The organism is Rhizobium sp. S163, from assembly GCF_030380805.1.
In the GTDB taxonomy this organism is placed as follows: Bacteria; Pseudomonadota; Alphaproteobacteria; order Rhizobiales; family Rhizobiaceae; genus Rhizobium.
This window is the reverse complement of sequence record NZ_JAUDSA010000037.1, coordinates 210597-235644: the sequence shown is the minus strand read 5'-3', so window position 1 is coordinate 235644 and position 25048 is coordinate 210597. Positions and strand designations below refer to the sequence as shown.

Genomic DNA, 25048 nt, shown 5'->3' with positions numbered 1-25048 from the left:
GCATCACCTGACACCTCCTAGACCCGACCCACTGGAGGGGAAAACCCCTACGACTGATACCGCCCGTCCAGTTCTTTGAGCGCAGACTGAATCTCGTCGATTGAGACAGGCTCATTCATCCCTGGCAATTGTCGAAAAGCCGGCTTTGAATCGACCGCATAGAAGTCGGATGCCCACGCAGCAAGGATGGCGCGCTTGTCATCGACCGACAGAGATGGGGATCTCAAGACATCGATCGGTCGCCGGAGTTGCATGCCTGGCATCAATACTGCAGGGCCTATGGTGACTGCACAGTCGATTGCCTGCTGCAAGATGGCGTTTTCCATGGCATGGCCTCATTGCACGTGGGGATCGCGGTCGCGCCGCATGTGAGAGGCAGCAATCGCTGGCGTCTCAGGAGCTAGCAGATCATGCTTCGCCGCAAATGCTGCGAAGAATCCGCGTGCCGTCTCTGCTTCGATTTCCCCGTGAAGCGCCGCATGACACGCTTTCAGGGCAACCGAATGCGCCGCGTCTCTGAACGATACCGGCCATTCGACCAGGTGTCGGTAGGCGTCCATCACGCCGCGAACCTCTGCCGGAAAGCCGAGGCCGACAAGAATGGAAACTGGCTGTCTGAACATATCGGGTTTCATCGCTCTCTCCTTTCCAACCCGGAATGTTGACGGGCGCCACCGCAATGGCGCCCCTGAACTATTGGATGAACTTAACGATCAAGCCGCCTTCTGCGCTTCGATCTGCGCGGGAGCGACCGACGTTAAGGCGGGCGTGCTCTGGATCGAAATCTTCCTCGGCTTCAGGGCTTCCGGGATTTCGCGAACGAGATCGATCGACAGAAGGCCATTGCTGAGATCCGCGCCGTTCACGCGCACATGGTCGGCAAGCTCGAACCGGTGTTCGAACGGGCGTCCGGCGATGCCGCGATGCAGGTAGGCATCCGCAGGCGTCTCCTGCTTCTTGCCGGTGACAGTCAGCAGGTTGGACTGGAAAGTGATGTCGAGATCCTCCTGGGCAAACCCTGCGACCGCAATCGAGATTCGGTAGCTGTCATCGCCTGTCTTGACGATGTCATAGGGCGGCCAGTCGCTGGTCGAGCGGGCGCGCTGGGCGTTTTCGAGAAGATTGAAGACCCGATCGAAGCCAACGCTCGAGCGGAACAGCGGTGCATAGTCGTAAGATGTTGCCATAGCCATATCCTCCTTGAAGCAACATGGGTACAGAAGCGCCGAAAGACGGCGCTTCCAGCAAGGCCAGCTCTATGTTCAGCAGCTGGCGGCAAACGATTTGGTTTTTGAGAATTCTGGATTCAAGATCCGCGGCGCGAAAAATTTTGCCTCAAGTAGGCTCAGCTGATTTAGATCTTTTCGCTCGCATTCTCGCCGCCGAATTCCCCGGCTTCGACTAAGGCCTGAGACGCCGTCTGCCTCATCATCCTTAGTGAACAGACCGACTGATAACCCGATGGGGATACGCAGCCTTGAATTGCGCCATCATCGGGCTGGCCTGCTGCAGCACACGCTCTGTCTTTTCAGGATTATTGCGAGCAAGCTCGTCGGCATTGACCCGCATTGCTTCCGCCATGCTGGCCGACATCATGGCAAAGCGACCTTCGCCATTAGCCAGTGCCTCCTGCGACGCTGTTTCAAGCCAACGGGCGAAATCCACGATGATCTCTTACCGTTCATCGATACCAACGCTCTTGATGTTGTCGATATTCTCCAAGCAGGCGTCACTCCAAACGCAATCTGCGCTCACACCGAGTTCAACGCCTCGGGCGGTCGATGAGCTAGGAAGCGGAAAAATCAAATTCAAGAGTTCATTAAAGCTTGAACTCGCCCTCGACACGGCGCCATTCGTTCGGTCCAATCAGACGCTGGTGTGTATAGCGGACGGAGTGCAGCGGTCCGTCGAGGCTGTCGCGCCAGAAGTCCAGAAATTTGCGCATTTCTGGAAAGTCTGGTGCGAGATCATAATCCTGCCAGACATAGGTTTGCAGGACGGATTCGAAATCGGGAATGCGGTAGAGGATATGCGCGGTAGTCAATCCATAGCCATTGAGCTGACGCTCCAGGTCCGATGAGAATTGCATGCTTCATCTCCGTTTGATGACACTGCCAAAGGTGGCGCAACATCTTGCATCCATCAACAGTTTTCTTAAACCTTCAAAGGCGTTTATTGTTCCTTTCCAGCATGTTAGCAGCTAGATACATCGAGTGCTAATTTTTTCTCTCGCCCCTCTTGAAATCAAAAAATCTCGAAAATAAATTTTGCCCGCGAACGCTTGAGTGAGGTTCGCACCCGTCCGGATTGGTCACCCGGTCCGGTAGGGGTTTTGCGTCATCTTTTTTGTCCAATGGAGGAAAACATGTCGTTCCGACCACTTCATGATCGTATTCTCGTCCGTCGGGTCGAGTTCCAAGAAAAGACCAAAGGCGGTATCATCATCCCTGATACAGTCAAGGAAAAGCCTTCCGAGGGCGAGGTCGTCGCCGTCGGGCCTGGCGCTCGCAACGAAGCAGGTCAGATCCAGACGCTCGATGTCAAGTCTGGCGATCGCATCCTGTTCGGCAAATGGTCGGGCACCGAAATCAAGATCAACGGCGAAGACCTGTTGATCATGAAGGAAAGCGACGTACTGGGCATTGTCGAAGCCCAGGACGAGCAGAAGCAGGCCGCGTAATCACGCAGAGCCACTCATCAGTCAAAAAGCTGCCTATTGAAGGAGTGAACAAATGGCTGCGAAAGAAGTCAAATTCAACACCGATGCCCGCGAACGCATGCTGCGTGGGGTCGATGTCCTTGCCAACGCCGTGAAGGTCACGCTCGGCCCGAAGGGGCGCAACGTCGTCATCGATAAGTCGTTCGGCGCGCCCCGCATCACCAAGGACGGCGTTTCGGTCGCCAAGGAAATCGAACTCGAAGACAAGTTCGAGAACATGGGCGCACAGATGCTGCGCGAAGTGGCATCGAAGACCAATGATCTCGCCGGCGACGGCACAACGACTGCTACCGTTCTTGCCCAGGCGATCGTCAAGGAAGGCGCCAAGGCGGTGGCGTCAGGCATGAACCCCATGGACTTGAAGCGGGGCATCGATCTTGGCGTCGATGCCGTCATCAATGAGCTCAAAGACCGCGCACGCAAGATCACCAGCAATTCCGAAATCGCCCAGGTCGGCACCATCTCGGCCAATGGCGACGAGGAGATCGGCAAGTATCTAGCAGAGGCGATGGAAAAGGTCGGCAACGAAGGCGTCATCACGGTCGAGGAAGCCAAGACCGCCGAGACCGAGCTCGAAGTCGTCGAAGGTATGCAGTTCGACCGCGGTTACCTCTCGCCCTACTTCGTGACCAACCAGGACAAGATGCGGGTTGAGTTCGAGGACCCCTATATCCTCATTCACGAAAAGAAGCTGTCGAACCTGCAGTCCTTGCTGCCGGTGCTCGAAGCCGTCGTGCAGTCCTCCAAACCGCTGCTGATTATCGCGGAAGACGTCGAGGGCGAAGCTCTTGCTACGCTGGTCGTCAATAAGCTGCGCGGTGGTCTGAAGATTGCTGCCGTCAAGGCGCCGGGCTTCGGCGATCGCCGCAAGGCGATGCTCGAAGATATCGCCATCCTGACCGGCGGCACTGTCATCTCCGAAGATCTCGGCATCAAGCTTGAGAACGTAACGCTCAACATGCTCGGTCGAGCCAAGAAGGTGGCGATCGAGAAAGAAAGCACCACGATCATCGATGGCGTCGGTTCAAAGTCCGAGATCGACGGCCGCGTCGCCCAGATCCGGGCGCAGATCGAAGAGACCACGTCCGACTACGATCGAGAGAAGCTGCAGGAACGTTTGGCCAAGCTGGCAGGCGGCGTTGCGGTGATCCGTGTCGGTGGCTCCACGGAAGTCGAGGTCAAGGAGAAGAAGGATCGCGTCGACGACGCGCTTCATGCAACGCGTGCCGCCGTCGAGGAAGGCATCCTGCCGGGCGGTGGTGTTGCGTTGTTGCGGGCTGTAAAGGCGTTGGACGGTCTCCCGACTGCAAATGACGATCAGCGAGTCGGCATCGAAATCGTCCGCCGGGCGATCGAGGCACCTGTGCGTCAGATCGCTGAGAATGCCGGCGCGGAAGGCTCGATCATCGTCGGCAAGCTTCGCGAAAAGACCGACTTCTCCTACGGCTGGAACGCCCAGACCGGCGAGTATGGCGATCTCTATGCCCAGGGGGTCATCGATCCTGCCAAGGTCGTGCGTACCGCGCTCCAGGATGCGGCATCTGTTGCCGGCCTCCTGGTCACCACGGAAGCCATGATCGCCGAGAAGCCCAAAAAGGACGCCGCCCCCGCCCTTCCTGCCGGCGCCGGGATGGACTTCTAAATGATAATGCGGGCTCGCCTCACCGCCAGAGGCGAGCCTTTCTTGAGGAAAACTATGAGCTTGCCGTCGAAAGAAGATGCGCGCCTGTGCGCGAGCGTGATCAGGGAGATCGTTGAACAGCGACAGCTGAGGGGCAATCACCAAGCGATTGCGACGCTGACCATCATGGTCGCGAAGCTATTTAATAAGGGCATTCGCGAACGGCAGGTTCTTTTGGCTGAAGCACACCGTGCTGCTGACGCGGAACTCTTTGGCGATGGGACCGACCCGGCCGTAGAGCTGTGACACTCCCTTTCGCCAGGCCTGCGGCTTCAACACCTCCAGCGTGTCATTGATGTTTTGAGAAACCCAAATATAACGGAAAAGCATCTTTCAACGACGATGATGCGCGCGCTCCGGTCCGGATCACGCTAACAGTTCTGAAAGATGAGTTATGCCGAAACGAAAAGCGCCAGCAGTTGTCAGCACAGGCATCACAGGATTGAACGAAATCCTGCGTGGTGGTCTACCAGCATCCAATCTCTATATGCTGCAAAGGCGCTCCGGGCTCCGGTAAGACGACAGCCGCGCTGCAGTTCCTTCGCGCCGGGGTGGAAGTAGGAGAGAGTTGCATCTACGTGACACTGTCGCAGACGGCGGCAGAGCTTGAAGCCATTGCTGTTTCACACGGCTGGACACTCGATGGCATTCGGGTCGAAGAACTGTCGACATCCGGTTCGGTCAGCGAAGCCGATGACCAGAGCATATTTCTGACCGCAGACCTCAGGCTCGACGAGACGCGAAAGGCGATCGAGGCAGCGATCGAAGAACACAAGCCGCGGCGCCTTGTTTACGACTCCCTCCTAGAAATCCGCCTGATCACCGGTGACTCCCCAAGGTTTCGTCGTGAACTGATCGGTTTCAAGTCCTTTCTGGCCAAGCGCGATGTTGTCGCACTTCTCCTTGACACCCAGACAACCGGCTATGACCGCAGTGGCGAGGAAGTAGAGGGGCTTGCTCATGGGGTCATCCGTTTCGACAAGTCACTGGAAGAGTACGGTGCCGTGCGACGTCGGGTCGAAGTTTCCAAGATGCGCGGTGTCCCCGTTGCCGATGGTTATCACGACATGGCAATCCGGGAAGGTGAAGGGGTCATCGTTTTTCCTCGCATTATGCCCAACACTGCATCTGAGGCCACCAAGCCGGAACTGATCAAGTCAGGTGTTGCAGCGCTCGACGACATGTTTGGCGGCGGCCAGGAGGCTGGAACCACGACGCTGGTCATCGGCCAGTCGGGGACTGGCAAGTCGACTATGTCGTCACTCTATGCGACGGCAGCGCTCGACCGCGGCGAGAACGTTGCCCTGTTTTTGTTCGAAGAGCGGCTGGAAACGTTCTTCCGCCGGTCGGAAGGCCTGGGGATGCAGCTTCGGCAGTTTCATAAGGATGGAAAGCTCATCCTGCGGGATTTCAATCCGAACGAAATCTCACCGGGTGAATTTGGTCAAATCGTCCAGGACGCGGTGACGCAAAACAAAGTCCGCGTCGTCGTCATCGATAGCCTGACCGGCTATCTGAACTCGCTACCGCATCGGGAAAAGGCGGTCCGCGACATTCAATCCCTTCTTAAATTCCTGGCTCGTTCGGGCGTGCTGACGATGCTGATTGTCGCTCAGCACGGCCTGATTGGTCAGAATGTCGGCATCGACGTAGATGTCAGCTTTCTGGGCGATACCGTGCTCCTGCTGCGGATCATGGAGCATGAGGGTCGGCTACGCCGCAACATCACCGTTGTCAAAAAGCGCCACGGTTCACATGACCTCAACATCCAGGAACTGCTGATCGAGAGCGGCAGCGTCAGCGTCGTTTCCTATAACCCTCTTCCTGACCCGAAATGAATGAAACACCGAGTGAACTGGATTGGGTGCTCATACTTGCCCCGTTTCGCAAAGACGCCGACTACATCGCGGCGTCCTTGCAGGAGCAGAACGTCGAGGTCCGGCACGGCCAGGCTGGCGAGGACCTAGCTGAAAATTTAGCGCTTTTGCCGGGCGTCATCCTCATCACCCATGAGGCGCTAAGCCCGCCCGTCGTCGCAACGATCGGCTATCATCTCGCCGGCCAGCCTGATTGGTCCGAAGTGCCAATCGTGGTCCTGCTTGAGCGCGCGGCTCCCGTTGCACAGATCCGCACTCGGCTTCAAAGCGCCTGGCCGAGCGCCCGCCTCTTGTTCTATACACGCCCAATCGCGCGACTTGAGCTGGCCAATAGCATTCAGACCAATCTGCTCGTCCGATTGCGCCAGAAGCAGGTGCGCGATGCCATTGAGCGCGAAGTCGAGTTGCGGCTGGAGCTCAATCATCGCATCAAGAACATTCTTGCCAGCGTCACCTCAATCTTTCAAATGACGCGACGCGGCGCGTCTACGGTTGATGAGCTTGCGGCAGATTTCACAGGCCGGCTTCGTGCTCTGTCCGACGTCCACACCGCAGTGTTCGAAGCAGGCGGAGACGAAATCTCACTGTTATCCGTGATCGCGGTAACCGTCGCACCCTATAACGGTGAGAGCTTGACTCGGATCAATATTGCCGGCCCGGACCTTCTTGTCGGACGGATCGCTGCGACAACCATCGCCCTTTGCCTCCATGAACTGACGACGAATGCCATCAAGTACGGCGCACTATCTCAAGGCGACGGCAGCATCAACATTGCCTGGTCCGTTTCGGAGAAAGATCCACCCATGTTTTCAATGAACTGGATCGAATCGGGCGGCCCCAAAGTCGTTCAACCGACGCGGCAGGGCTACGGCACAAAATATGTTCGCTCGGCTCTCGCCTCGCTGTTGGGGGCAGCGCCGACGATCACGTTCGATCGTAATGGGTTTCGCTGCCACGCCGCTGGTCCGCTAGCAAGACTTGTGCGGCAGCCGGCGGAAGCTGTTTGATACCGTGTCCGATATCGGAGGCTTAAACACCTTACTGAAGACATTCCCGAACCTGGCGGATCATATTCGTACGAGAGACGTTGTCATACTCTTGGACCATTTTATCTGCCTGTAAATCATGATGGAGCGTTGGGGATGGGTGGCAACGGTATAACGGTCCTTGTGGTGGAGGACGAGGCTCTCGTTCGTATGGATATTGCGCTCTTGCTGGAGGACGAAGGTTTTCATGTGCTGGAAGCATCGAACGCCGACGACGCCATCAGCCTTCTCGACGCACATCCGGAGGTTCGTCTGATGTTCACCGATATCGATATGCCTGGCAGCATGGATGGCTTGAAACTTGCGGCCGCGGTTCGAGATCGATGGCCACCAGTCAAGATCATCGTGACATCGGGTCATCGCCACATGAGCGATGATACCCTTCCGATCGTCGGCCGCTTTTTCAGTAAGCCCTATGATCCGTCACGCGTGATTCACGCGATACGCGAAATGATCTAACACGATGACGTCCTACGCTGAGCCAGACCGTCAAGCCGAGGATGCTCGAAACTCCGTAATCGCAAACCGCCCACCATGATGCCCGATGCGATCATTACCTTGAAGGCAAGCAAGACAAGACTCAGTGGGCTTTGGTCGCCCACGGCCGATCGTTTGAGGGCTCGTCGATCTGATGATCTGGGATCTCGTCCATCGTATCACGAAGCTGGGCAGATTCTTTCTCGATCATGTAGATCACCGCGGATCTCTCGGCACCTTTAGCGACGAGCTCATCGATCAACGCGTGCAGCCTCGGTTTGACCTCTTTCAAAATGTTTTGGTTGTCACTCATCAATTCCTCCCATTTTTGCTCCGTGTTGGCCGACGCTCCTCCTTGGGCCTTAGCCCAACCGCTTCCTTGCATTCGCGTCTTCTGCCAAAACCAGACTTGCGGGCGGTGACTCACTTTCGTCGCCTCCGACGATTGCGGAAATGTAAGTCAGGGCATTTTTCATTCCGTTCATGGTATAGGGCTTTTCGATTGCACCGAGTGCGCCGGCAAACCCTTCCGGGATCTTCTTGATATTGCCGCTCACGAAGACATAGGGGATGCCCGCAGCTGCTAGTTCGCGACCCACGTCGATCCCGGTCGGGCCATCCATGAGATGGATATCGACGAATGCGAAATCCGGCTTCGAAGTGCAGATCTGCTCACGCGCCTGGCTGCTGCTCATGGCAAGTCCTGTGACCTGATGGCCCGCCATCTCCACCTCACTTTCAAGCTCCATGGCGAGCAGCATTTCGTCTTCGACGATCATCACTTTCAATGCGTATTCTCCTGTTTGTCGCCGACAAGTAGCACCACGTCGACAACCGTCTTGCGGCCGTCCTGTTTCCGTTCGATTTCGGCGCCGAGCTGCAAAGCAGACGCCTCGATCAACATGCGTCCAAGCTCGGTGCTTTCAATATCAGGCTCAACTGGTTCGGATGTGTCCTCGACACGGATCAAAAAGTGACCGTTGAGGCGTTTGACCACCACATGGATGTCGCCGCCGCCGTCCATGAGGCCGCGTCGAACTGCATCGCCGACCAACTCATTGAGGATCAGCGACAAAGGCGTGGCTTTGACAGCGGGCACGAGCAGCGGCGAAAGATCCAAAGACAGACGGATGTCGTTGCGGCCAGTGGCATCGACAAGATCTGTCACCAATTCCTTTGTGAACTCTGAGATATCGAACTTCGACACGTCGTCAAGCGTGAACAGCTTTCGCTGAACTGTACTGAGGGCCTCGATTCGGTTGAGGACCGACATGAGTGTCTGCCTTTGCCGATAATCGGTGGTGATGCGTGCCTGCATTTTTACGATGGAAGCCATCGTCAGCAGGTTGTTTTTCACCCGATGGTCCACCTCGTGGACCAGGAGTGTGCGCGCCTCCAGTGCTGCCTTAAGGTTGGCGGTGTTTTTTGCCACCTCCGCCTCTGCCTCATGGCGCGCAGCCGCCAGGTCTGCTTCCCGGCTTTTGACCGTTGTGAAATCGAGCTGTGACGCAAAGAAATAGATGATTGTCCCGGCCTCGTCCCGGACGGGGCTGATGAATACCGCATTCCAAAACGTGGTGCCGTCTTTTCGGTAATTAAGAATATCGACAGCAACATCGTGGCCGGCCGCGATGCCTTCCCGGATCTTCGCGATCGTTGCATTGTCAGTCTCTGGACCCTGCAGGAAACGGCAATTGCGCCCGATTATCTCGTCGTCTCTGTAGCCCGTGAGCCTTCGGAAGGCTTCGTTGCAGAAGATGACCGGATTGTCGGACTGGTTCGGATCGGTGACAATCATTGGCATCCGGGTCGCCTTGAACGCGGCCGCAAACGGATCCTCGCTTACATGTCCGGCGACGAGACGGTCGCCGGCGTTGCGGGCATCGGTCCGATATTGATCCTTTTCTTGCATGGGGGTCCTGATCGTATTGTCCGCAACAAATGCCGCGGCTGGGGAATTGGTTCCGGTTTTTGTCAGGGCAAAGACGTTATCGTCGCCTCGATCTCGCAAATCACACCGGACGGATCGTAGGCGATTGTCGATTTGCCGTTCAGCTCCGCGGCCAACAAGCGCTCGACGAGGCGGGACCCGAAGCCCTTGCGGGTCGGAGGGAGAACCTCCGGTCCGTCCATCTCCCTCCAAACGAGGCGAAGATCTCCGGTCTCTTTAGCGAAGCTCCAGCTGATGGCAATTCTGCCTGTCGCATTGGAGAGTGCACCATATTTGGCAGCATTTGTGCCGAGTTCATGGAGAGCAAGCGAGAGTGACGCAACGATTTTTTGCGGCAGCAAGACCGGATCGCCAGAAACATCAAACCGCTCTGAAGGATATGGAGCGATAGCCTGCTCTACCACAGCCTTGAGATCGGCACTCTGCCAATGCCCCTCGGCAAGAAGGTCGTGGGCATGCGCCATGGCCGAAAGGCGAGCCTCGAAAGCGGTCACCGCACCGCTGGCCTCAGCATCTTTTGCCAGGGTCTGACGGGCAATCGCCATGACCGTAGCAAAGACATTCTTCACCCGGTGGTGCAACTCGCCGATCAGCACCGCCTGGAGCCGATCCGCTTCCTTCTAACATCGACGAGATGGCCATCTTTGTGACGGCGTCTGGTTTCGTAAGGCTCCACCGTCGATCCGGCCCCTGACACGGTTCAACAGCGTCGGCTCCTCGTCGATCCGATCAGCAGGCACAAGGATGAGTACGGACTGACCGATGATCTCGTCCGCCTTGTAACCGTAGAGCCTCTCCGCCGAGGCGTTCCAGGACGTGATAGTCATATCGAGATCGATGCCTAGGATGGCATCATTGGAAGATGCGATGATGGACGCCAGCTGGCGCTCGACCTCCTGCCCTTTTTTGCGTTCGCTTATATCGATCGAGACAACAGAGACTTGGCGAATTCTGCCGCTATCGTCTCGAAGCGGTGAGACGGTGTTGTTCACCCAGACGAGACTGCCATCTTTTCGGACGTAGCGCTTTTCGAGATCGAAGCTCTCGCCGGTCTGTGCAAGCCGCTGGTACAATCGGGTTTGCTCGGGCATATCGTCGGCATAGGTGATGTCGCGGATGTTCTTGCCGAGCAGCTCCTGTTCCTCAAAGCCAACAATCTCGCAAAACCGCTTGTTGACGTGCAGGATCTCGCCATTGAGGCTTGCTTGACCGATCCCGGCCGCGGACTGCGATATTACAGCGCGCAGCCGTTCTTCGCTTGCCTGAAGCGCCCGATCGGCGCGAACGCGATCCGTCGTCTCGTTGACAATGCAGAACACGCCGCGAACGGTCCCGTTTTCATCGCGGACCGGGGAATAAGAAATGTCAAAATAGACAGTTTCCGGGTAGCCGTGCCGCTCGATATAAAATGGGCGGTCCTTGGCGGCGACCGTCTCGCCTTTGTCCAGGACTTGACGCAGGAGCGGTTCGAGGTCGTCCCATAACTCGCTCCAGTTTTCTCGTGCCGGGCGACCGAAAGCCTTCGGGTGCCGTTGTCCGATCGACGGTGCATAGGGTGCGTTGTATAGGGCGACGAAGTCCGGCCCCAGAACAAAACGATCTGCGCCATAGAAGGCAGCATAATGTCGACAGCGGATCTCAGGCACGGAGGCCAAACCGAAGGCGGACCAAGCATGGACTGGTCCCAGTCTCCCCGCTCAAGCATTCGAGAAATCTCGTCTTGCCCCGGGAAAATTTCCCCCGTTTCGTCCTGCATCGGCGCCCACTCTAAATCGTTGCGACGTCGCAAACGTTCGTCCCAGTGCTCAATGTATAGCGTAAGATGGTCGCAGCAAGGTCTTTTCGCAATGAAATCAGCTTCAAATCGGACAGACCGCTACTGATTTTGCTCGCTCAACAAGCCTAGCAGCCTTGACCCTTCTCGGCCGATTTCCCATATGAGCGCCGCGTGAAGGGGAAGTGTATGTGCGCATTCTTAGAAACGTCATTTGGTCCGAACGAACTCTCGGTTATCGACCAATCATACAACGACTGGCTGGAAGCTCACCATGTGACCAAGAACAGCGCAGAGGCTGAGCTTGCCGCTGCGATCATCATAAACCTGTATCGCGAGGGACATGACACCAGGCAGGAATTGGACACTGCCATGTCCCTGCATCGCGGTCTTGCCGATCTTGGCGAGTTGGCATCGCGCTCTTGAGCGGATACGAACCGTCGGCCTATACACTTTGCAGCAATCTCATCCTCTTGATCTGATGGGGGATCTCGCTCGTCGCCTCAACGAGGGGAATTGCGCTGCTTCCGGCCTATGTCGAGCCGCTGCTCCCCTGGTCGGTGATCAGCCGCCCTCTTGCCGGACAACCACCGACTATCGATCTGGCGGTGGGATATCGCCGCGATAACCCTTCGCCGATCCTGGCGACATTCCTCTCCAGGATAGACACGCTCATCGCGGCGGGACCGGCGGGGATACGCAGAGAGAGCTAGGTATTCAGCCGCGCCCACCCCTGCCTCGAGATGCAAGCGCGAGTAAGGCTTTCGAGGCACTCAGACTTTCAACCGATAGTCGGCCGTGGATCTACAGCGTCCAACCCCCGTCGATTGTCAGGCTCGAACCAGTCATGAAGGACGTGTCGGGACCGACCAGATAGGATACCATTCCGGCAATCTCCCTGGGGTCGGCAACGCGCTTCAATGGGCTGCGGTCAGACAGCATCTCAATTGCGCCGGCATTCATGTCCGTATCCGTTGGACCTGGCTGGATGTTGTTGACGGTAATGCGCCGTGGAGCGAGGTCAAGCGCCAAGCCTTTTACCATTGCTGCGACTGCGGCCTTGGAGAACTGGTAAACGCTTGCTCCAGCCATTGCAGTTCTTTCAGCCGTGTTCGACCCGATCGTGATGATGCGGCCGCCATCCTTCATGTGCGGCACTGCGGACTGGATAGACAGAAAGACGCCCCGGATATTGATGTCGATCATCAGATCGAGTTCTTCGAGACTGACCGCATCCACCGTGTTGAGCCGCAAAATCCCTGCGTTGACAACGACAGCATCGATCGGCCCGAAGATATCGACAGTCTTCGCCACCGCGCCACGGATAGCGTCAGCATCTGCGCTGTCGGCCTGGATGGCCACCGCGCGGCGCCCGCTCTTCTCGATCTCGGCAACAAGTGCCTGCGCGCTATCCGGTCGCGAAACATATGTGAAGGCCACATCGTAGCCGTCTTCTGCCAGTCTCCCGACCGCGGCGGCGCCAATGCCACGGGCGCCTCCAAATACGAGGGCGGTCTTCCGTTCTTCGATTGTCATGCTGTTTTCCTTTTTTTGATAGATCAGTCCATAATTAGGTAAATAAAAAACCCTGTTTGCGGAGGCGCGTTAAGGCTTCAGGCGATTTGTTGCGAAGCGCGCCATCGCTCTCAGATCGGCAGCTTTTGCTCCGCCGCGCGCGGCCACTTGTAGCCCCGTCATCGTCATCTGAATGAATGCGGCGGTCTCATCAGGATCGAGTCCAGCGTTTATCTCCCCCGCTTGCTGGCCCTCCGAGACCCTTTCCATGATCCGTCGGCCCAAAACCGCACTGGCAGAGGCTCGGCGCGCATTAAGGTCCGGATCGGTCACGCCAAACTCTCCGACTGATCCAACACCCATGCATCCCAGCGCCCGCTCGCAATCGTCTTCCGACACAAGACCAGAAAGCAGGTCTTCGATGCCTTTTACTGGCGATGGCGAGTCGCTCAGCCTCCTGACATGTCCAGTGTTTGTCCGCTGCTGATAGGTATCCAGCGCTTCCAGATACAATGTCCGCTTGTCCCCGAAAGCTCCATAGAGACTCTGACGTCCGATACCCATTGCCTCACGCAAATCGTCGGTAGAGGTCGCGGCAAATCCCTTTGCCCAGAATACTCTGAGTGCTTTCTCCAACGCTGCCTCTCGGTCGAATTCTCTCGGTCTTGCCATACGGACGGTCTAACTATTATGGACTGATCAGTCAATAACAAAATTCTTTCACCTACGGCTTTAGGCGAGTGACGACCCGCCGACCTGATGTCGAGCGGCGATTTCGGTTGCAAAGCGCCAATTGCGGTCATGCGGGATGCCAGCGCAGGTGCATTGCCATGCGCTGACCAGTGGCTTCGAGAAAGCCGGAACCCTGGTTGCAGGGCGGATGCGCACCTGCAGGCAAAATCTCTAGTGAACCTGAACTGACGCTTTCGCGACCACCTTCGTCTTTGGCATCATCAACGCCACCACCAGACCAAGAACAACCATGCCGAAAGCCACCAGATGGGAATGCTGGGCACCCTTTGCCATTGCCGGTCCCACGGCTTCCCCGCCAGAAACAAGCGCGGCAGAGGTCGCGGTCATAACCGAGAACGCGATGGCGATGCCCGCCGCACCCGAAAGCTGCTGGATCGTGTTCATGATTGCGCTGCCATGGGGCAGCAGGTGCTTGTCAAGAGCGCCCAGCGAGGCGGCGTAAGTGGGAGTCCACAAGAAGGCCTGCCCTACGATGATGAACATGTAGGTGGCGAGCAGGAGCCAGACTGGCGTTCCGGGCGCGAGACTAGCCAGGAACCAGAGGCCTGCACCGTCGAAGATGGCGCCCGTTACCATCAGTGGACGTGCGCCGAGGCGATCGTAAACGCGGCCGACGACAACGGAAATGACCGTGATGGTCAGTCCGCCGGGCAGCATAAACAGGCCGGTCTGCAGCGGGGTCAACCCGTAAGACGCCTGAAGGATGACAGGCATCAGCGTCATCATTCCAGTTGCAGCGGTCATGAAGAACACCGCAAGCACAGCCGGCACGGCAAAGCTGCGCACCGCGAACGGACGCATATCCAGCAAGGCGCGGTCGGATTTCTGCAGGGACAGTTGCCGCAAGGCGAACAGGGCCACCACGACGATCCCGACGACAAGGGCCGTCCAGGGCGAGACGACCGTATGGCCCCCGGAGGCCTCGCCGAACGAGGCCAGTCCGTAAACCAGGCTGGCAAAGCCAATGGCCGAAAGCACTACGGACAGCCCGTCCACCTTGGTCTTGCGTGGTGTGCTGGGCACGCGGATCATCATGGTGCCGATAACAAGGGAGATCACGGCGATCGGCAGGATGAACACGAACAGCCAGCGCCAGCCGGCGACTGAAAGAATGCCTCCTGCCATGGCCGGACCAAATGCCGGGGCGGTGGATACTGCAACCGTCAACAGCGCCATCATCCGGCCGGCTCTGGAGGGTGGAACCAAGGCTGTGACGGCCGTGAACGCCAATGGGGTCGCGATCGCCGTGCCAACGGCCTGGATGACGCGACCAATCAGCAGAGCCTCAAAGCCGGGCGCGACGACGGCAACCAGGGTTCCGACGGTAAACAGCGACATGGCGAGCGTGTAAACCGTTCGCATGCGAAACCGCTCGGTCAGAAAGCCTGTCGCAGGGATGACCACGGCCATCGTCAGCATGTAGCCGGTGGTGAGCCACTGGCCGAGGGAGGCGGTGATGCCGAGGTCGGCCATCACGGTCGGCAGGGCGACCCCCATGAGCATTTCATTGAGAATGACCGTGAAGGTGGACGCAAACAGCACGCTGAGCGCTATTTTAGATTCCGGGTTCAGCTTTTCACTAACCGTCGTGTTTTGCGTGTCCGCCTCAAGAGGCGCGGCGATGGCTGACATAATCTAGCTTTCTATTTTCTAGTGCACGAGATAATCTGGCGCAGTTGGCAGCAGGTGCCGCTCTGCCTAATTCGATAGTAGACGGTTGTTGGCAGCCATGGCGGCGCGCGTCATAGGAACCTTTCCGGCCGAGATCGTTTTCATGATGGCGTCTCGATTGACCGGTGAGCGCTCTTTGTTGGCTTTCTGCAGGGCGACCTCAAGTTCTTCCACCGTCAACTCGGTGCAATAGGCCGGTGAGCCGGGCTGGAACCGCCAGGACTCTTCAAGGATTCCGGCATCCACCGTATCAAACCCGGTCGCGCTCACGAGATCGGCGACCACACATTTCGCCGTGAGGTCGTCGCCGGCGATCGGAATGGCGATCCGGTTCGGCGTCCCAGGAGCGGAGCCCGCATCGACAAGGGTCTGCGAAAGAACGGCGTTCCACGCCTTTACCAGCGGCCGGCCGACCTGGTTGCTCGCCCACACCGTTTCCGGCTTGCCATGTTCGACCTCGGAGATCCGTCCATCACGGGCAGGATAGTAGTTCGAGGTGTCCACGAGAATCGCACCGACGGGAGCCTGAGCGACCAGCGCGGCAGCTTCCGGGTTGCGAGCAAACGGGATGGACAGGATGATGACGTTCGTATCTCTGGTCACGTCTTCCTTCGCAACCGCCAGGATCGTAGTCCCTTCCACGACTTCCTTCAGGCTTTCTGGGCCTCTGGAGTTTGCCAGTCTGACCGTATGTCCGGCCGCCGACAGCTTCCGTGCCAGCTCCGCGCCGATGTTGCCGGAGCCGATAATCGCAATGTTCATGTGCGTCGTCCTTTCCTAATCTTCTGCTGGCCGTGCGAAGTCGTTGAGCGTATCGCGCAGCGCGATCATGCCTGCCTCATCGAGCTTGCAGGCACTCCTGATCTTGCCGGCGACGCTCCAGACCTCGTCCTTGATCGCTTCTCCCGCTGGCGTGAGGTTGATCAGCACGCAGCGTTCGTCGGCGGGATCTCGCATGCGCGTGATCATTCCGGAGGATTCAAGACGCTTGAGCAGCGGCGTGATCGTACCAGTGTCCATTCCGAGGCTATTGCCCAGGTCGCCGACGTAGCGCGGCGTCCCCGTATAAAGCTCCAGCATCACCAGGTACTGAGGGAACGTCAGGCCCAGCGGCTCCAGAAAAGGCTTGTGCATGCGCTGCATGCGGCCTGCAACGCCGTAGATTGCAAATGAAAGCTGGGTTCCCACACGATGTGACATGACTTCCCCGAAACAGAGTATGCAGACGTCTAGCATGCCATTATCTAGTGCGCTAGGGAAATTAGACGGTGATCGGGCGCGTTGAGGGACGATGGCCGAGCTTTGAAATTGAGAGAAGACGAGTCCCCACAGACGTGGCGTCGTACTCAGGTCCGCGTTAATCTCGCTGCTCGATCATACCAAGATGGAAAGCACGGTCCGTTACCTTGGCGTGGAGTTTGACGACGGCCTTAGAATTGCGGAGCAGATTGAGCCATACGCTGAAGGCCATCGACGAAAGCCAGTGGTATCCCCTGCGCCAGAGGCCTTAATCGGAATCGCATCATTCTGGAAAACTGCTGCCAAGATCGTCTATTCCGTAGCACGTCTCCCTGCGATCAGGACCATCAGCACTTGATCGACCAGCGTGATAAGACGGTTTCGCGGTATTGACGTACCAGTTGGTCCAGCATTGTGGGCAAGGAGCGCGATCACTGTATCACTGAGGGCGTCAACCGCTTCCTCCGACAATGGCGGGTGTCCCTCTTCGGCAGCTCGCTTGGCGAGGTCGTCGAGTTCTCTCCGAACAAACATGCTGAAGCGGTCGGACAGTGTTCGGTACAGGTCCGGGTGCGACCGAGCCATCTCGAACGTCGCGGTCACGATCTCAGGCCGATCGTCGCAGTTAGCTGCCTGTTCCATCAGCGCCACCATGTCATTCCGGAGTGACGTGCCGGGATAACGAGGCGGTTTCATCGGACTGAGCGTCGCGACAGCATCGGCAACGACATCCGCTTTGGCAGTCCATCGTCGATACAATGTCGCTTTCGATACCCCCGCTCGAGCAGCCACATCGGTCATCGTCAGGCCGTTGTAACCCTTTTCTGCAAGCAGTTCGAGCGCCGCCTCGATGATGGCGTCGTCACGGCTTTTGTCCTGAGTGCGTCCTCGCTCTGCCGGAGGCAGGCGCCGCTGATGATCGTTCGGTTGTGTGCTCATGGCCATCATATAGAACATAAAAATCGAAACACAATGTTTCCGAAACTATTGAGTTTCGTATTGTAACTCCTATCTTGGGTCAGAACGTCCGTGGCGCACAACGCGCTGACCACTCAAGAAAGGCATTTTATGTCCACTACAAACAACTCCCCTATCCTCGTTACTGGTGCCACGGGCAAACAAGGTGGCGCTGTCGTCGCCGCGCTTCTGCACGCTGGCCGTTCTGTTCGCGCAATGACGCGTGATCCTCAGTCTTCTGCGGGGACGGCGCTATCGGCACAGGGTGTCGAGGTCGTGAGGGGCGATTTCAATGATCCCGTCAGCCTTGACGCGGCGCTGGTCGGTGTGGACGGTGTATTCTCGATGCAAATGGGTTCACACCCCGGCGACCCCGAAACCGAAATCGTTACGGGCAGAGCATTGTTGAAGGCTGCGAGCCGCGCTGGCGTGCGTGTCCTCGTCCACACATCTGTCGCCCGTGCGGGTGACCAGAAGAACTTCGTCGGCTGGGATGATGGAAGGTGGGAACCGCTGTACTGGAACAACAAGTCCGCTGTGAACGAAATGGTCAAGGCGGCAGGGTTCCCTTACTGGGTGATCCTGAAGCCTGCCATGATTATGGAAGATCTTATCCCACCGATGGTGGAGTCCATGTGGCCCTCGATCCGGGAACGCGGTCGGTTCGAGACCGCAATCGAGGCGGACACTGGTATCGACTGGATCGCAGTGCAGGATGTCGGCACGTTCGCTGCGGCGGCTTTCGCTGACCCAGAACGTTTCCGCGGCCACGAGATCGACCTCGCCACAGAAACCTTCACGTTGCCCGAAGTTGCGGCCAAGATCACCAAGGCAACGGGAAAGCAGGTTTCAGCCGTCACCCTGTCTAAGGAGGAGGCGCTCGCGAAACCCTATGGCGAGCTGGGCTACCGGCACGAGACTTGGAACAACGTCGAAGGTTACAGGGTCGATCTGGACGCCGTTCGCAGTTGGGGAATTCCTTTGACCACGCTCGACCAATTCATCGAGCAGAACCGCGAAAAATTTGTCATCGGAGCACCGCAGGAAGACAAGGCATGAGGATTGGCTTCATCGGGGCCGGGCACATCGGCAAGGCCTGACCCGGCTTGCAGTCGCGAACGGACATACGGTGACGCTCAGCAATTCGCGCGGACCAGAGACCCTGCGCGAGTCAGCGGCCGAAATTGGTTGTCAGGCCGCTATTGTAACCGACGTGCCCTCGTCCAGCGATGTGGTGGTTCTCACCGTGCCGTTCGCGGCTGCGTTCGCAGCTTGCACCGTAGTTCCTTGATGGCAAGATCGTATCCATACGAACAACTAATACCAGGATCGGGATGGCAGTATCAATGCGCTCGACCGACGCGAGACGACAACGTCGCAAATGATCGCAGACCATTTCCAAGGGGCGACGATCATCAAGGCGTTCAACGCCATTCTGGAGAAAGACCTTCTCGATCCTGTCGCACTTCCAAACAGAGCCAAGTGCCCCTTGCCGATTGGGGGTGACGATTCCGCCGCCAAGGTGATTGTGACCACCTATCCCACGCAACATGAAGCAGGTCACCACGATCGAGCGATAACGTGCCAGCCGTTGAGCGCCGAGAACTCGGTGACTCATCGACAAATATCTACGTACCCAGAACGAAGTCGAAGACTGGTTCAGGCTGTGCCTTGGTTGTCGTCCGCGATGCCGGCATGGCCTCAGCTGTCGCTTCGGCGAGATCAGCAAGTTGTCGAGGCGATATGCCTATGGCGCTCGAGAAATGGCCATTCGGCGCCGGGGTGAGGTTTCGCAACAGCGCGCCGGCGCGTCCAGCATGACGCATCGCTGGCGTCCGTTTGCCCTCCCGGATCTTTATCCCGGCTGCGGATAGCAAGATCAATCCCTTCAGGAAGGCCCGCAACTGGCTTCCTCTCTCTGCAGCCTGCCAAAGTCCCTCCCACGCCTCGTGAGCTTCCCAATAGTACCCATGATTGAAGAGGTCCTGGCCCCAGGCGAATTCCTCAGAAGCGAGAGACGCACTAACTAAAACCGGCGGGACACCGTAGCTGTGTCCTCCAGGATCACGGACTGGATGTGGACCCTCACCGGGCAAGTAGGCGTAGCGGGGGAATGATCTATTTGGAAGTAACCGAACACGTCCCATAGCCCTGAGTCCTTTGCAAAACCATGAGACAGCATGCTCTTAGCTTGCTGGATGGACAACCCGCCCCCGCGTTACCTGGCTTGAGAGCCAAAGGCATGAGCCGCCTTGAACGGACTCGAACCGCCGGCCACCTCGTCTCGCCTATAGGATCGCGCCGAATTGCCCTGTAATGGCAGCTACTTGCTCTCGGGAACAGCTGATATGGGGCGGAAGGAGACTCTACGCGGAAAAGCCTCAATCACAGAAATAAGGGCGTTGCAGATTGGCAGCTCACGCCGCACCGGTGACCACTAATTCCGTTATGCTGTATTCGACACTTACATGTCGTCCGGCCTTCTCATGGATCTCAATGGCTGTGTCATGATAGAGTGCTCGTCAGAGCTATACCCGCCTTGGCGGGTGACCAGATCCTTTAGTTCAAGGGCGCTGAGAATAGGAATCGCCCGACCTTGCCACCCGCATCCCATACATATCGGTCGCTCCCAAAGTCGGCCGGCATCGTTTTCGTATTCTCCGACCTCCGGATGTAGATGGGACGAGCCGCACTCGGGGCAGGCCGATGGAACGCCACGGATTTCGTGGAGAATGATGGAGCTGATGTTTCCGACAGCAAAATCCATCATTGAGAGAGCCAGCTCGGCGTCTCGCCAAGTCGATGACTTGGAGTGCGCAAGCCAGTTTGCAAAGGTCCATGCTGACTCTGCAGCACCTTTCAGTAACCCGCGCCGTTCCTTGTTCGTGTTTCCTGGATAGAGGTCGTTGATAATGATCTCGATCCAACCCCTGAAGTTTTCTCTTTTCGGAGGATCCGCGGTCCATCGCACAGAGTCTTGGGCAGCGCCGATGAAGTCCAGCATCACTTCCCGAGACCTAACTCCAATTGTCTGAAAATCAGAGAGCCGCATCGCGCTGGGAAGCGAGTCATGGGCATCACGGAGTTTCGCGAACGTTGTTCCGAAAGGGAGCAGCCGCACGGCTTCAGGAACTTGATCTTGAGGTCGTTCCTTCGGTGTCCTGATGAGCAATCCCATGTGGAAAGTGAAGCAGAGATCCATGTTTGGAAACTGCTCTTGGGAATAGAGGTTATGCGGATTTGTTATCACCCACCATCGGTCCTTGGTTGTATGGATGTCCCAAACTGCGTGTGGCGTACCAAGGATCGTCTCGACGTAAACCTTCTGCAGGAAGGTGATCTCAAGCTCGGAAGCTTGCCATTCGAAGTACCCGCGAACGTTGTCCTCTTCTTCTTTCGTTGCTCTTAGCATCATTTATCTCCGCACGAGGCCTCGACCTCTGAAGTTACCGAAGGTGCTCCCAATAAAGACCATGCGCATGCACTGGTTCACGACAATCTCTGCGAGAGCAAAGACCAAGGTAAGTCTATTACCCAGCCGTCGTATGTCACTTGTAACTCGCTTCGGCAATGTCCGCTTTCGGAGTTCGATGGGGCTCTCGGACGGCAGCTTTGCGGCGCAAAGCTGCCCTGGCGCTACGCGCTCCTCAAAAAGGTCTTGATGGGACATGGACCGCTGGCCCTTTTACTGTTTTGCTTTGGTTGCACACCAAGTAGCTGAAAAGACAGCGATCTGTGAAAAATCTCCCACATACAAATCTTGCATTTCCGCTCAAAGACAACTAATCGATGAGGGAAACTTGTCAGTAACATTGAAATCGCTAGCCGTTTCGGGGGAGACGCTGGGCAACAATTCCAAAACGCAGCTCAAAATTGCAGCGGCTGAGCCGGTCCCGAGCCCGACGCCTTGGCCAAACGCCAACGCGCGCCTTTTGGGGTTGGGCGTTGGCTTACCAGTTAAACCGCTCGACCGGCTCGCCCAGTTCAGTCCTCTGGAATTCGAACGATTCACTCTCGAATGGGCGACGGACTATCTTTCGAGTATTGAGGATGTCGTGGAAGTTCAGCAGCGTGGGGGTGCCGGTGACAAGGGTCGCGACGTAATCGTCTGGCTCGATTCCTCTGACATCAGCCCTCGGCGCTGGCGTCTTTATCAGTGCAAGCACTACGCCTCCCGTCTGGGCACGGCTACTGCTTCGAGCGAAATTGGCAAGGTTCTGTACTACACCCACATCGGTGACTACAGTCCGCCGGAAGAATATTGGTTCGTTACACATCTAGGTGTCGTCGGAACACTGCAAGACCTCCTCGATGAACCTTCCAAGCTGAAGGCGCACATCCTGGCGAACTGGTCAGATCATTGTGCAGACAAGATAATGAAGGAAAGCGTTCTGCTGTCAGCGGAACTAACCAAGCATATCCAGGCCTTCGATTTCTCCATCTTCAAGGCCAAGCAGCCGCTTGACCTCATCAACGAGCACGCGAAAACCCGCTATCACCTCCCAGTCTTCGGTTTACCGCTGATCGATCGGCCGAAACCTCCAGCCCCTCCGTCAACGGTTAGCCCCGGTGAAATGGGATATGTGTCCCAGCTGTTTGACGTGATCGGTGAAAACCTGGGCATTTCGGTGGGGCAAGTGACGGACTTTGCGCATAGCGACCCCCATCGACGGCTTTTCGAGAGATCCCGTATCACCTTCTACTGCGCAGAGAACCTTAAGGAGCTCGCTCGCGACCAAATGGCAGACGCCGGGTTTTTTGAAACCCTGGTCGATGAATTTCATGATGGACTTTACCATGTGCATACGGACGATGCCGGAACCGGTCTCAAAAACCTAAAGGCGACAATTCAAGCAGCTCAAAGCTTCCAACTTGGAGGGCATGCTCTTTCCCAGCACGTCGTAGCAAACGATCGCGAGGGAATCTGCCACCACATGGCGAACAATGATCGCGTCCGGTGGTGTAAAACATGAGTTCTGACCTTCGCCGCAAATCTCGGCCATTCAACTCGCCACTCGAGTGCGGGCTGCGGATGCTCTTCATTCTCACTGCTCAAGCCGAGCGGTCCGCAGACCTGCAAAGGCTTGTGAACTACGATTATTTACTAGTGCACTCTGGAGATGTCTCCGGCGGGCCTAAAAGCCTCCACCCGGATGTGCCGTTCCGCGGGAATGAGTTGCTGGTTAAGCGTGACTTTGTGCACGCCGGGTTGAATGCAATGTTCTCGAGAGAGCTGATAGAAAAATCCTTTACGATCATGGGCATCATGTATCGCGCCAATGAGCTGACTTTTGCGTTTACAAAGCTCCTTCGCTCAGCCTACGCAGACGACTTGCGTTCACGTTCGCAGTGGCTCGCGAAGCGTTTTGGTGACATGCCGGATCACGAGCTTGAGACATTCATAAGCGCTAATGTTGGTAAGTGGGGAGCTGAATTCGAGCGCTTCACCGCGGCGCGAGATCTGGAACCGTAAATATGCAGCTTCGCAAGATACGCCTGTCTGGGCCAGATGTACCCAAAGCCGAAATCGAGTTCAATGCGGGCGCAAATGTTCTTGCCGGCCAGTCGGACACAGGCAAGAGCTACCTTCTCCATTGCTTGGACTACATCCTCGGAGCTGATGAACTAAGGAAACGCATACCAGAAGCTGAACCCTATTCACAGCTCCACGTCGAATTTCAGGAGCCCCTTGGCGATTACCTCACGCTAGAGCGAAACCTGTCAGGAGGCGAACTCGCTGCCCACAGATGCAGGATGGATGATATCGTCGATGAGGGCGAGAGGGTCATCCGGAGCAGATCTGGAAGCAGTCAGGCCAAAGATCTGACATCGGTTTTGCTTCCATTTGCTGAAATGGCTGGTGAAGCGAAGCTTCGGAAGAACGACCGCGGAGAAACGCAGCGCCTGACTGTCAGGACCATTTTGCCAATTTTCCTGGTCAACGAAATCGCAATGATCGATGAGAAATCGCCAATCGTCGCCGATGGAACCTTTGATGCCACCGCTCGCAAACGCATGTTCGCTTATCTGTTGTCCGGCAAGGACGATACAGGGATCATTGCAGCCGAACGCCGTGATATCATCCGTGCGCGGGATCAAGCAAAGCTTGGGCTGATCGCGGACCTGCTTGAACCTCTTGAACGCAAGGTCAAATCCTTCTCGGATGACCCTAACGATACGATCGAGAAAGTCGACAATACGATCGGATCGATAACGGCCGAGCTAAATGCGACCACCGAGACCCACACCGCAATTCTGCGTAACCTTCAGACAGAAATAGCGGAACTACAGCGCGCTGAGACACAGATCATAGCAATAAGCGAAGTACTCGGCCGGTACAAACTCCTGTCGGCGCGATACAAATCTGACCTGGGGCGGCTCGACTTTATCGCGGAGGGCGCACACTACTTCGATGGTCTTCAAGAAGTACACTGCCCATTATGCGACCAGCCAATGAGCCGAGACCATTCGCACGTCGCACAGGAACGAAGTGCAGATGTTTATGCGGGCGCAAGAGCAGAAGCCGCCAAGATCAAGGCACTGAATAAGGACCTTTCCCAAGCGATCACCACCCTCGAGGAACGGCTCGCTGACTGGCGCGAAGGCGAGGCTACATCGCAAAAAAACATCAAGGATTTCCGGGAACTCCTCGATCGCCAGCTGGCGCCGGCGCTTTCAGACTTGAACTCCCAGCTTGAGAAGCTAATCCGCCGGCGAGTTGAACTAGAAGGTGCGCGAAACGACAAAGATCAACTCGAAAATCTCCAGTTGATGAAGGCTGAAATCGAAAGAACGAGCACTGGCAAGACCGGCACGTCGAAGTGGGAGCCGCTTCCATCAGTTGCACTACGAAACCTTTGCAAATGCATCGAAACAGTCTTGATCGAATGGCAATGGAGTGCCGAACCTCGCGTTGAGTTTGATCAGGCGGATTTCGATATCGTTGTAGACGGCCAGTCGCGCCAGTCACACGGTAAGGGTGTGCGCTCAATTCTCCATTCCGCATTTGTGATAGGGCTTCTGCGCTACAGCTCCCAATACGAGAAGCCTCACCCCGGTTTCGTCGTGCTCGACTCACCCTTAACGAGTTATCGTAAATCACCATCGGTCAACAACGGAGACGGGCCAATTCCCCCAAGGATTGAGGTCGGATTCTGGAAGGCTTTGGCAGACATCAGTTCGGGGGTTCAAGTCATCGTGATCGAAAACAAGGAGCCGCCCAAAGAGGTGGCTGACACGATCTCATATGTATGGTTCGCCGGTGACGACGCAAAACCTGGCGAGCGAAAGGCATTCATCCCCTCCTAATGGAGAAACGCGACGTGCAACAGGCGGGTGCGAGGAGGTACGGCATTCCGAAGCCGTAACACCTCTGCCAATCTTCATGT

At 56.9% G+C, this 25048-nt stretch carries 30 protein-coding genes and 1 pseudogene; 13 read left to right on the top strand and 18 right to left on the bottom strand.

Annotated features, from left to right (window positions below; genetic code table 11):
* Window positions 1–47: 47 nt before the first annotated feature.
* The 3 genes from QTL96_RS28035 to QTL96_RS28025 form a co-directional block, all read right to left on the bottom strand.
* Window positions 48–326: a hypothetical protein gene (locus QTL96_RS28035; protein WP_132669481.1), complete on the bottom strand. Its 279-nt coding sequence runs from the start codon at window positions 324–326 to the stop codon at window positions 48–50.
* Between the two features lie 9 nt (window positions 327–335).
* Complete coding sequence (locus QTL96_RS28030) at window positions 336–635, bottom strand: DUF982 domain-containing protein (protein ID WP_132669482.1); 300 nt, start codon at window positions 633–635, stop codon at window positions 336–338.
* Between the two features lie 78 nt (window positions 636–713).
* Window positions 714–1187, bottom strand: coding sequence for an Hsp20 family protein (locus QTL96_RS28025; protein ID WP_132669483.1), 474 nt, complete (start codon window positions 1185–1187; stop codon window positions 714–716).
* Between the two features lie 23 nt (window positions 1188–1210).
* Between QTL96_RS28025 and QTL96_RS28020 the strand changes: the two genes are divergently transcribed.
* Window positions 1211–1405 carry a hypothetical protein gene (locus QTL96_RS28020; protein WP_289730021.1) on the top strand — a complete coding sequence of 65 codons (195 nt, stop codon included), beginning with the start codon at window positions 1211–1213 and terminating at the stop codon, window positions 1403–1405.
* Between the two features lie 29 nt (window positions 1406–1434).
* Here the strand turns inward: QTL96_RS28020 and QTL96_RS28015 are convergent, their stop codons facing one another.
* Together QTL96_RS28015 and QTL96_RS28010 are read right to left on the bottom strand one after the other, a co-directional pair.
* Entirely contained in the window at window positions 1435–1671 is a 237-nt protein-coding gene (locus tag QTL96_RS28015; RefSeq protein ID WP_289730172.1) for a hypothetical protein, read from the bottom strand.
* A 148-nt stretch (window positions 1672–1819) separates the two neighbouring features.
* Window positions 1820–2089, bottom strand: coding sequence for an usg protein (locus QTL96_RS28010; protein WP_289730020.1), 270 nt, complete (start codon window positions 2087–2089; stop codon window positions 1820–1822).
* Between the two features lie 276 nt (window positions 2090–2365).
* Between QTL96_RS28010 and QTL96_RS28005 the strand changes: the two genes are divergently transcribed.
* From QTL96_RS28005 to QTL96_RS27980, 6 genes and pseudogenes are all read left to right on the top strand, one after another.
* Window positions 2366–2680: a co-chaperone GroES gene (locus tag QTL96_RS28005; RefSeq protein ID WP_289730019.1), complete on the top strand. Its 315-nt coding sequence runs from the start codon at window positions 2366–2368 to the stop codon at window positions 2678–2680.
* A gap of 52 nt (window positions 2681–2732) precedes the next feature.
* The gene (gene groL, locus QTL96_RS28000; RefSeq protein ID WP_289730018.1) at window positions 2733–4361 is read left to right on the top strand and encodes a chaperonin GroEL; all 1629 of its coding nucleotides are present in this window, start codon (window positions 2733–2735) and stop codon (window positions 4359–4361) included.
* 54 nt (window positions 4362–4415) lie between these two features.
* A complete protein-coding gene (locus QTL96_RS27995; RefSeq protein WP_289730017.1) occupies window positions 4416–4646 on the top strand; it encodes a hypothetical protein in 231 nt (76 codons plus the stop codon).
* Window positions 4647–4794: 148 nt separating this feature from the next.
* Window positions 4795–6238 (top strand): annotated as a pseudogene (locus tag QTL96_RS27990) (ATPase domain-containing protein).
* Entirely contained in the window at window positions 6235–7284 is a 1050-nt protein-coding gene (locus QTL96_RS27985) for a sensor histidine kinase (RefSeq protein ID WP_289730016.1), read from the top strand. The pseudogene QTL96_RS27990 and the gene QTL96_RS27985 overlap by 4 nt, the downstream one beginning before the upstream one ends.
* A gap of 135 nt (window positions 7285–7419) precedes the next feature.
* On the top strand, window positions 7420–7782 hold the full coding sequence (locus QTL96_RS27980; RefSeq protein ID WP_289730015.1) for a response regulator: 363 nt from the start codon (window positions 7420–7422) through the stop codon (window positions 7780–7782).
* A 121-nt stretch (window positions 7783–7903) separates the two neighbouring features.
* Here QTL96_RS27980 and QTL96_RS27975 read toward each other — a convergent pair whose 3' ends face one another.
* The 5 genes from QTL96_RS27975 to QTL96_RS31335 all read right to left on the bottom strand — a co-directional run bounded on the left by QTL96_RS27975 (window position 7904) and on the right by QTL96_RS31335 (window position 11397).
* Window positions 7904–8113: a hypothetical protein gene (locus QTL96_RS27975; RefSeq protein WP_148201164.1), complete on the bottom strand. Its 210-nt coding sequence runs from the start codon at window positions 8111–8113 to the stop codon at window positions 7904–7906.
* A gap of 49 nt (window positions 8114–8162) precedes the next feature.
* A complete protein-coding gene (locus QTL96_RS27970) occupies window positions 8163–8588 on the bottom strand; it encodes a response regulator (protein ID WP_289730014.1) in 426 nt (141 codons plus the stop codon).
* Complete coding sequence (locus tag QTL96_RS27965) at window positions 8585–9712, bottom strand: PAS domain-containing protein (protein ID WP_289730013.1); 1128 nt, start codon at window positions 9710–9712, stop codon at window positions 8585–8587. Before QTL96_RS27965 ends, QTL96_RS27970 begins: the two co-directional genes overlap by 4 nt.
* A gap of 62 nt (window positions 9713–9774) precedes the next feature.
* Entirely contained in the window at window positions 9775–10347 is a 573-nt protein-coding gene (locus tag QTL96_RS31340; RefSeq protein WP_354669153.1) for a sensor histidine kinase, read from the bottom strand.
* A 24-nt stretch (window positions 10348–10371) separates the two neighbouring features.
* Window positions 10372–11397, bottom strand: a complete 1026-nt coding sequence (locus tag QTL96_RS31335) for a PAS domain S-box protein (RefSeq protein WP_354669152.1) — start codon at window positions 11395–11397, stop codon at window positions 10372–10374.
* 317 nt (window positions 11398–11714) lie between these two features.
* Between QTL96_RS31335 and QTL96_RS27955 the strand changes: the two genes are divergently transcribed.
* Window positions 11715–11951 (top strand): hypothetical protein, encoded by a 237-nt coding sequence (locus tag QTL96_RS27955; protein WP_289730012.1) that lies wholly within the window; start codon window positions 11715–11717, stop codon window positions 11949–11951.
* Window positions 11952–12329: 378 nt separating this feature from the next.
* Here the strand turns inward: QTL96_RS27955 and QTL96_RS27950 are convergent, their stop codons facing one another.
* The 6 genes from QTL96_RS27950 to QTL96_RS27925 form a co-directional block, all read right to left on the bottom strand.
* Window positions 12330–13061 carry an SDR family oxidoreductase gene (locus tag QTL96_RS27950; RefSeq protein WP_289730011.1) on the bottom strand — a complete coding sequence of 244 codons (732 nt, stop codon included), beginning with the start codon at window positions 13059–13061 and terminating at the stop codon, window positions 12330–12332.
* A 69-nt stretch (window positions 13062–13130) separates the two neighbouring features.
* Window positions 13131–13676, bottom strand: a complete 546-nt coding sequence (locus QTL96_RS27945) for a TetR/AcrR family transcriptional regulator (protein WP_289730010.1) — start codon at window positions 13674–13676, stop codon at window positions 13131–13133.
* A 267-nt stretch (window positions 13677–13943) separates the two neighbouring features.
* Window positions 13944–15425, bottom strand: a complete 1482-nt coding sequence (locus QTL96_RS27940) for a DHA2 family efflux MFS transporter permease subunit (RefSeq protein ID WP_289730009.1) — start codon at window positions 15423–15425, stop codon at window positions 13944–13946.
* Between the two features lie 66 nt (window positions 15426–15491).
* The gene (locus QTL96_RS27935) at window positions 15492–16226 is read right to left on the bottom strand and encodes an NAD(P)-binding domain-containing protein (protein ID WP_289730008.1); all 735 of its coding nucleotides are present in this window, start codon (window positions 16224–16226) and stop codon (window positions 15492–15494) included.
* Between the two features lie 15 nt (window positions 16227–16241).
* Complete coding sequence (locus QTL96_RS27930; protein WP_289730171.1) at window positions 16242–16598, bottom strand: MarR family transcriptional regulator; 357 nt, start codon at window positions 16596–16598, stop codon at window positions 16242–16244.
* A gap of 417 nt (window positions 16599–17015) precedes the next feature.
* Window positions 17016–17642, bottom strand: coding sequence for a TetR/AcrR family transcriptional regulator (locus tag QTL96_RS27925; protein ID WP_289730007.1), 627 nt, complete (start codon window positions 17640–17642; stop codon window positions 17016–17018).
* 129 nt (window positions 17643–17771) lie between these two features.
* On the opposite strand from QTL96_RS27925, the gene QTL96_RS27920 reads away from it, so the two are divergent.
* On the top strand, window positions 17772–18719 hold the full coding sequence (locus QTL96_RS27920) for an NmrA/HSCARG family protein (protein WP_289730006.1): 948 nt from the start codon (window positions 17772–17774) through the stop codon (window positions 18717–18719).
* A gap of 70 nt (window positions 18720–18789) precedes the next feature.
* A complete protein-coding gene (locus QTL96_RS31330) occupies window positions 18790–18951 on the top strand; it encodes an NAD(P)-binding domain-containing protein (protein WP_354669151.1) in 162 nt (53 codons plus the stop codon).
* Window positions 18952–19288: 337 nt separating this feature from the next.
* Here QTL96_RS31330 and QTL96_RS27910 read toward each other — a convergent pair whose 3' ends face one another.
* Together QTL96_RS27910 and QTL96_RS27905 are read right to left on the bottom strand one after the other, a co-directional pair.
* Entirely contained in the window at window positions 19289–19807 is a 519-nt protein-coding gene (locus QTL96_RS27910) for a DUF309 domain-containing protein (protein ID WP_289730004.1), read from the bottom strand.
* Window positions 19808–20124: 317 nt separating this feature from the next.
* Window positions 20125–21072 (bottom strand): hypothetical protein, encoded by a 948-nt coding sequence (locus QTL96_RS27905; RefSeq protein ID WP_289730003.1) that lies wholly within the window; start codon window positions 21070–21072, stop codon window positions 20125–20127.
* Between the two features lie 388 nt (window positions 21073–21460).
* Between QTL96_RS27905 and QTL96_RS27900 the strand changes: the two genes are divergently transcribed.
* From QTL96_RS27900 to QTL96_RS27890, 3 genes are read left to right on the top strand one after another with little or no spacing between them, the layout of a single operon-like run.
* Entirely contained in the window at window positions 21461–22633 is a 1173-nt protein-coding gene (locus tag QTL96_RS27900; RefSeq protein ID WP_289730002.1) for an ABC-three component system protein, read from the top strand.
* Window positions 22630–23133, top strand: coding sequence for an ABC-three component system middle component 2 (locus QTL96_RS27895; RefSeq protein ID WP_289730001.1), 504 nt, complete (start codon window positions 22630–22632; stop codon window positions 23131–23133). The genes QTL96_RS27900 and QTL96_RS27895 overlap by 4 nt, the downstream gene beginning before the upstream one ends.
* A gap of 2 nt (window positions 23134–23135) precedes the next feature.
* On the top strand, window positions 23136–24968 hold the full coding sequence (locus QTL96_RS27890) for a hypothetical protein (protein ID WP_289730000.1): 1833 nt from the start codon (window positions 23136–23138) through the stop codon (window positions 24966–24968).
* Window positions 24969–25048: the final 80 nt, after the last annotated feature.

What these genes read in the sequence shown, in the direction of transcription:
- QTL96_RS27985 (WP_289730016.1), top strand. Translation starts at nt 6,235, where the DNA reads ATGAATGAAACACCGAGTGAACTGGATTGGGTGCTCATACTTGCCCCG.
- QTL96_RS27950 (WP_289730011.1), bottom strand. Translation starts at nt 13,061, where the DNA reads ATGACAATCGAAGAACGGAAGACCGCCCTCGTATTTGGAGGCGCCCGT.
- QTL96_RS28030 (WP_132669482.1), bottom strand. Translation starts at nt 635, where the DNA reads ATGAAACCCGATATGTTCAGACAGCCAGTTTCCATTCTTGTCGGCCTC.
- QTL96_RS27925 (WP_289730007.1), bottom strand. Translation starts at nt 17,642, where the DNA reads ATGAGCACACAACCGAACGATCATCAGCGGCGCCTGCCTCCGGCAGAG.
- QTL96_RS27940 (WP_289730009.1), bottom strand. Translation starts at nt 15,425, where the DNA reads ATGTCAGCCATCGCCGCGCCTCTTGAGGCGGACACGCAAAACACGACG.
- QTL96_RS28025 (WP_132669483.1), bottom strand. Translation starts at nt 1,187, where the DNA reads ATGGCAACATCTTACGACTATGCACCGCTGTTCCGCTCGAGCGTTGGC.
- QTL96_RS27975 (WP_148201164.1), bottom strand. Translation starts at nt 8,113, where the DNA reads ATGAGTGACAACCAAAACATTTTGAAAGAGGTCAAACCGAGGCTGCAC.
- QTL96_RS27955 (WP_289730012.1), top strand. Translation starts at nt 11,715, where the DNA reads ATGTGCGCATTCTTAGAAACGTCATTTGGTCCGAACGAACTCTCGGTT.
- QTL96_RS27980 (WP_289730015.1), top strand. Translation starts at nt 7,420, where the DNA reads ATGGGTGGCAACGGTATAACGGTCCTTGTGGTGGAGGACGAGGCTCTC.
- QTL96_RS27910 (WP_289730004.1), bottom strand. Translation starts at nt 19,807, where the DNA reads ATGGGACGTGTTCGGTTACTTCCAAATAGATCATTCCCCCGCTACGCC.
- QTL96_RS27890 (WP_289730000.1), top strand. Translation starts at nt 23,136, where the DNA reads ATGCAGCTTCGCAAGATACGCCTGTCTGGGCCAGATGTACCCAAAGCC.
- QTL96_RS28005 (WP_289730019.1), top strand. Translation starts at nt 2,366, where the DNA reads ATGTCGTTCCGACCACTTCATGATCGTATTCTCGTCCGTCGGGTCGAG.
- QTL96_RS27930 (WP_289730171.1), bottom strand. Translation starts at nt 16,598, where the DNA reads ATGCACAAGCCTTTTCTGGAGCCGCTGGGCCTGACGTTCCCTCAGTAC.
- QTL96_RS27920 (WP_289730006.1), top strand. Translation starts at nt 17,772, where the DNA reads ATGTCCACTACAAACAACTCCCCTATCCTCGTTACTGGTGCCACGGGC.
- QTL96_RS27965 (WP_289730013.1), bottom strand. Translation starts at nt 9,712, where the DNA reads ATGCAAGAAAAGGATCAATATCGGACCGATGCCCGCAACGCCGGCGAC.
- QTL96_RS27935 (WP_289730008.1), bottom strand. Translation starts at nt 16,226, where the DNA reads ATGAACATTGCGATTATCGGCTCCGGCAACATCGGCGCGGAGCTGGCA.
- QTL96_RS28010 (WP_289730020.1), bottom strand. Translation starts at nt 2,089, where the DNA reads ATGCAATTCTCATCGGACCTGGAGCGTCAGCTCAATGGCTATGGATTG.
- QTL96_RS27995 (WP_289730017.1), top strand. Translation starts at nt 4,416, where the DNA reads ATGAGCTTGCCGTCGAAAGAAGATGCGCGCCTGTGCGCGAGCGTGATC.
- QTL96_RS27905 (WP_289730003.1), bottom strand. Translation starts at nt 21,072, where the DNA reads ATGCTAAGAGCAACGAAAGAAGAAGAGGACAACGTTCGCGGGTACTTC.
- QTL96_RS28020 (WP_289730021.1), top strand. Translation starts at nt 1,211, where the DNA reads ATGGGTACAGAAGCGCCGAAAGACGGCGCTTCCAGCAAGGCCAGCTCT.
- QTL96_RS28035 (WP_132669481.1), bottom strand. Translation starts at nt 326, where the DNA reads ATGGAAAACGCCATCTTGCAGCAGGCAATCGACTGTGCAGTCACCATA.
- groL (WP_289730018.1), top strand. Translation starts at nt 2,733, where the DNA reads ATGGCTGCGAAAGAAGTCAAATTCAACACCGATGCCCGCGAACGCATG.
- QTL96_RS27895 (WP_289730001.1), top strand. Translation starts at nt 22,630, where the DNA reads ATGAGTTCTGACCTTCGCCGCAAATCTCGGCCATTCAACTCGCCACTC.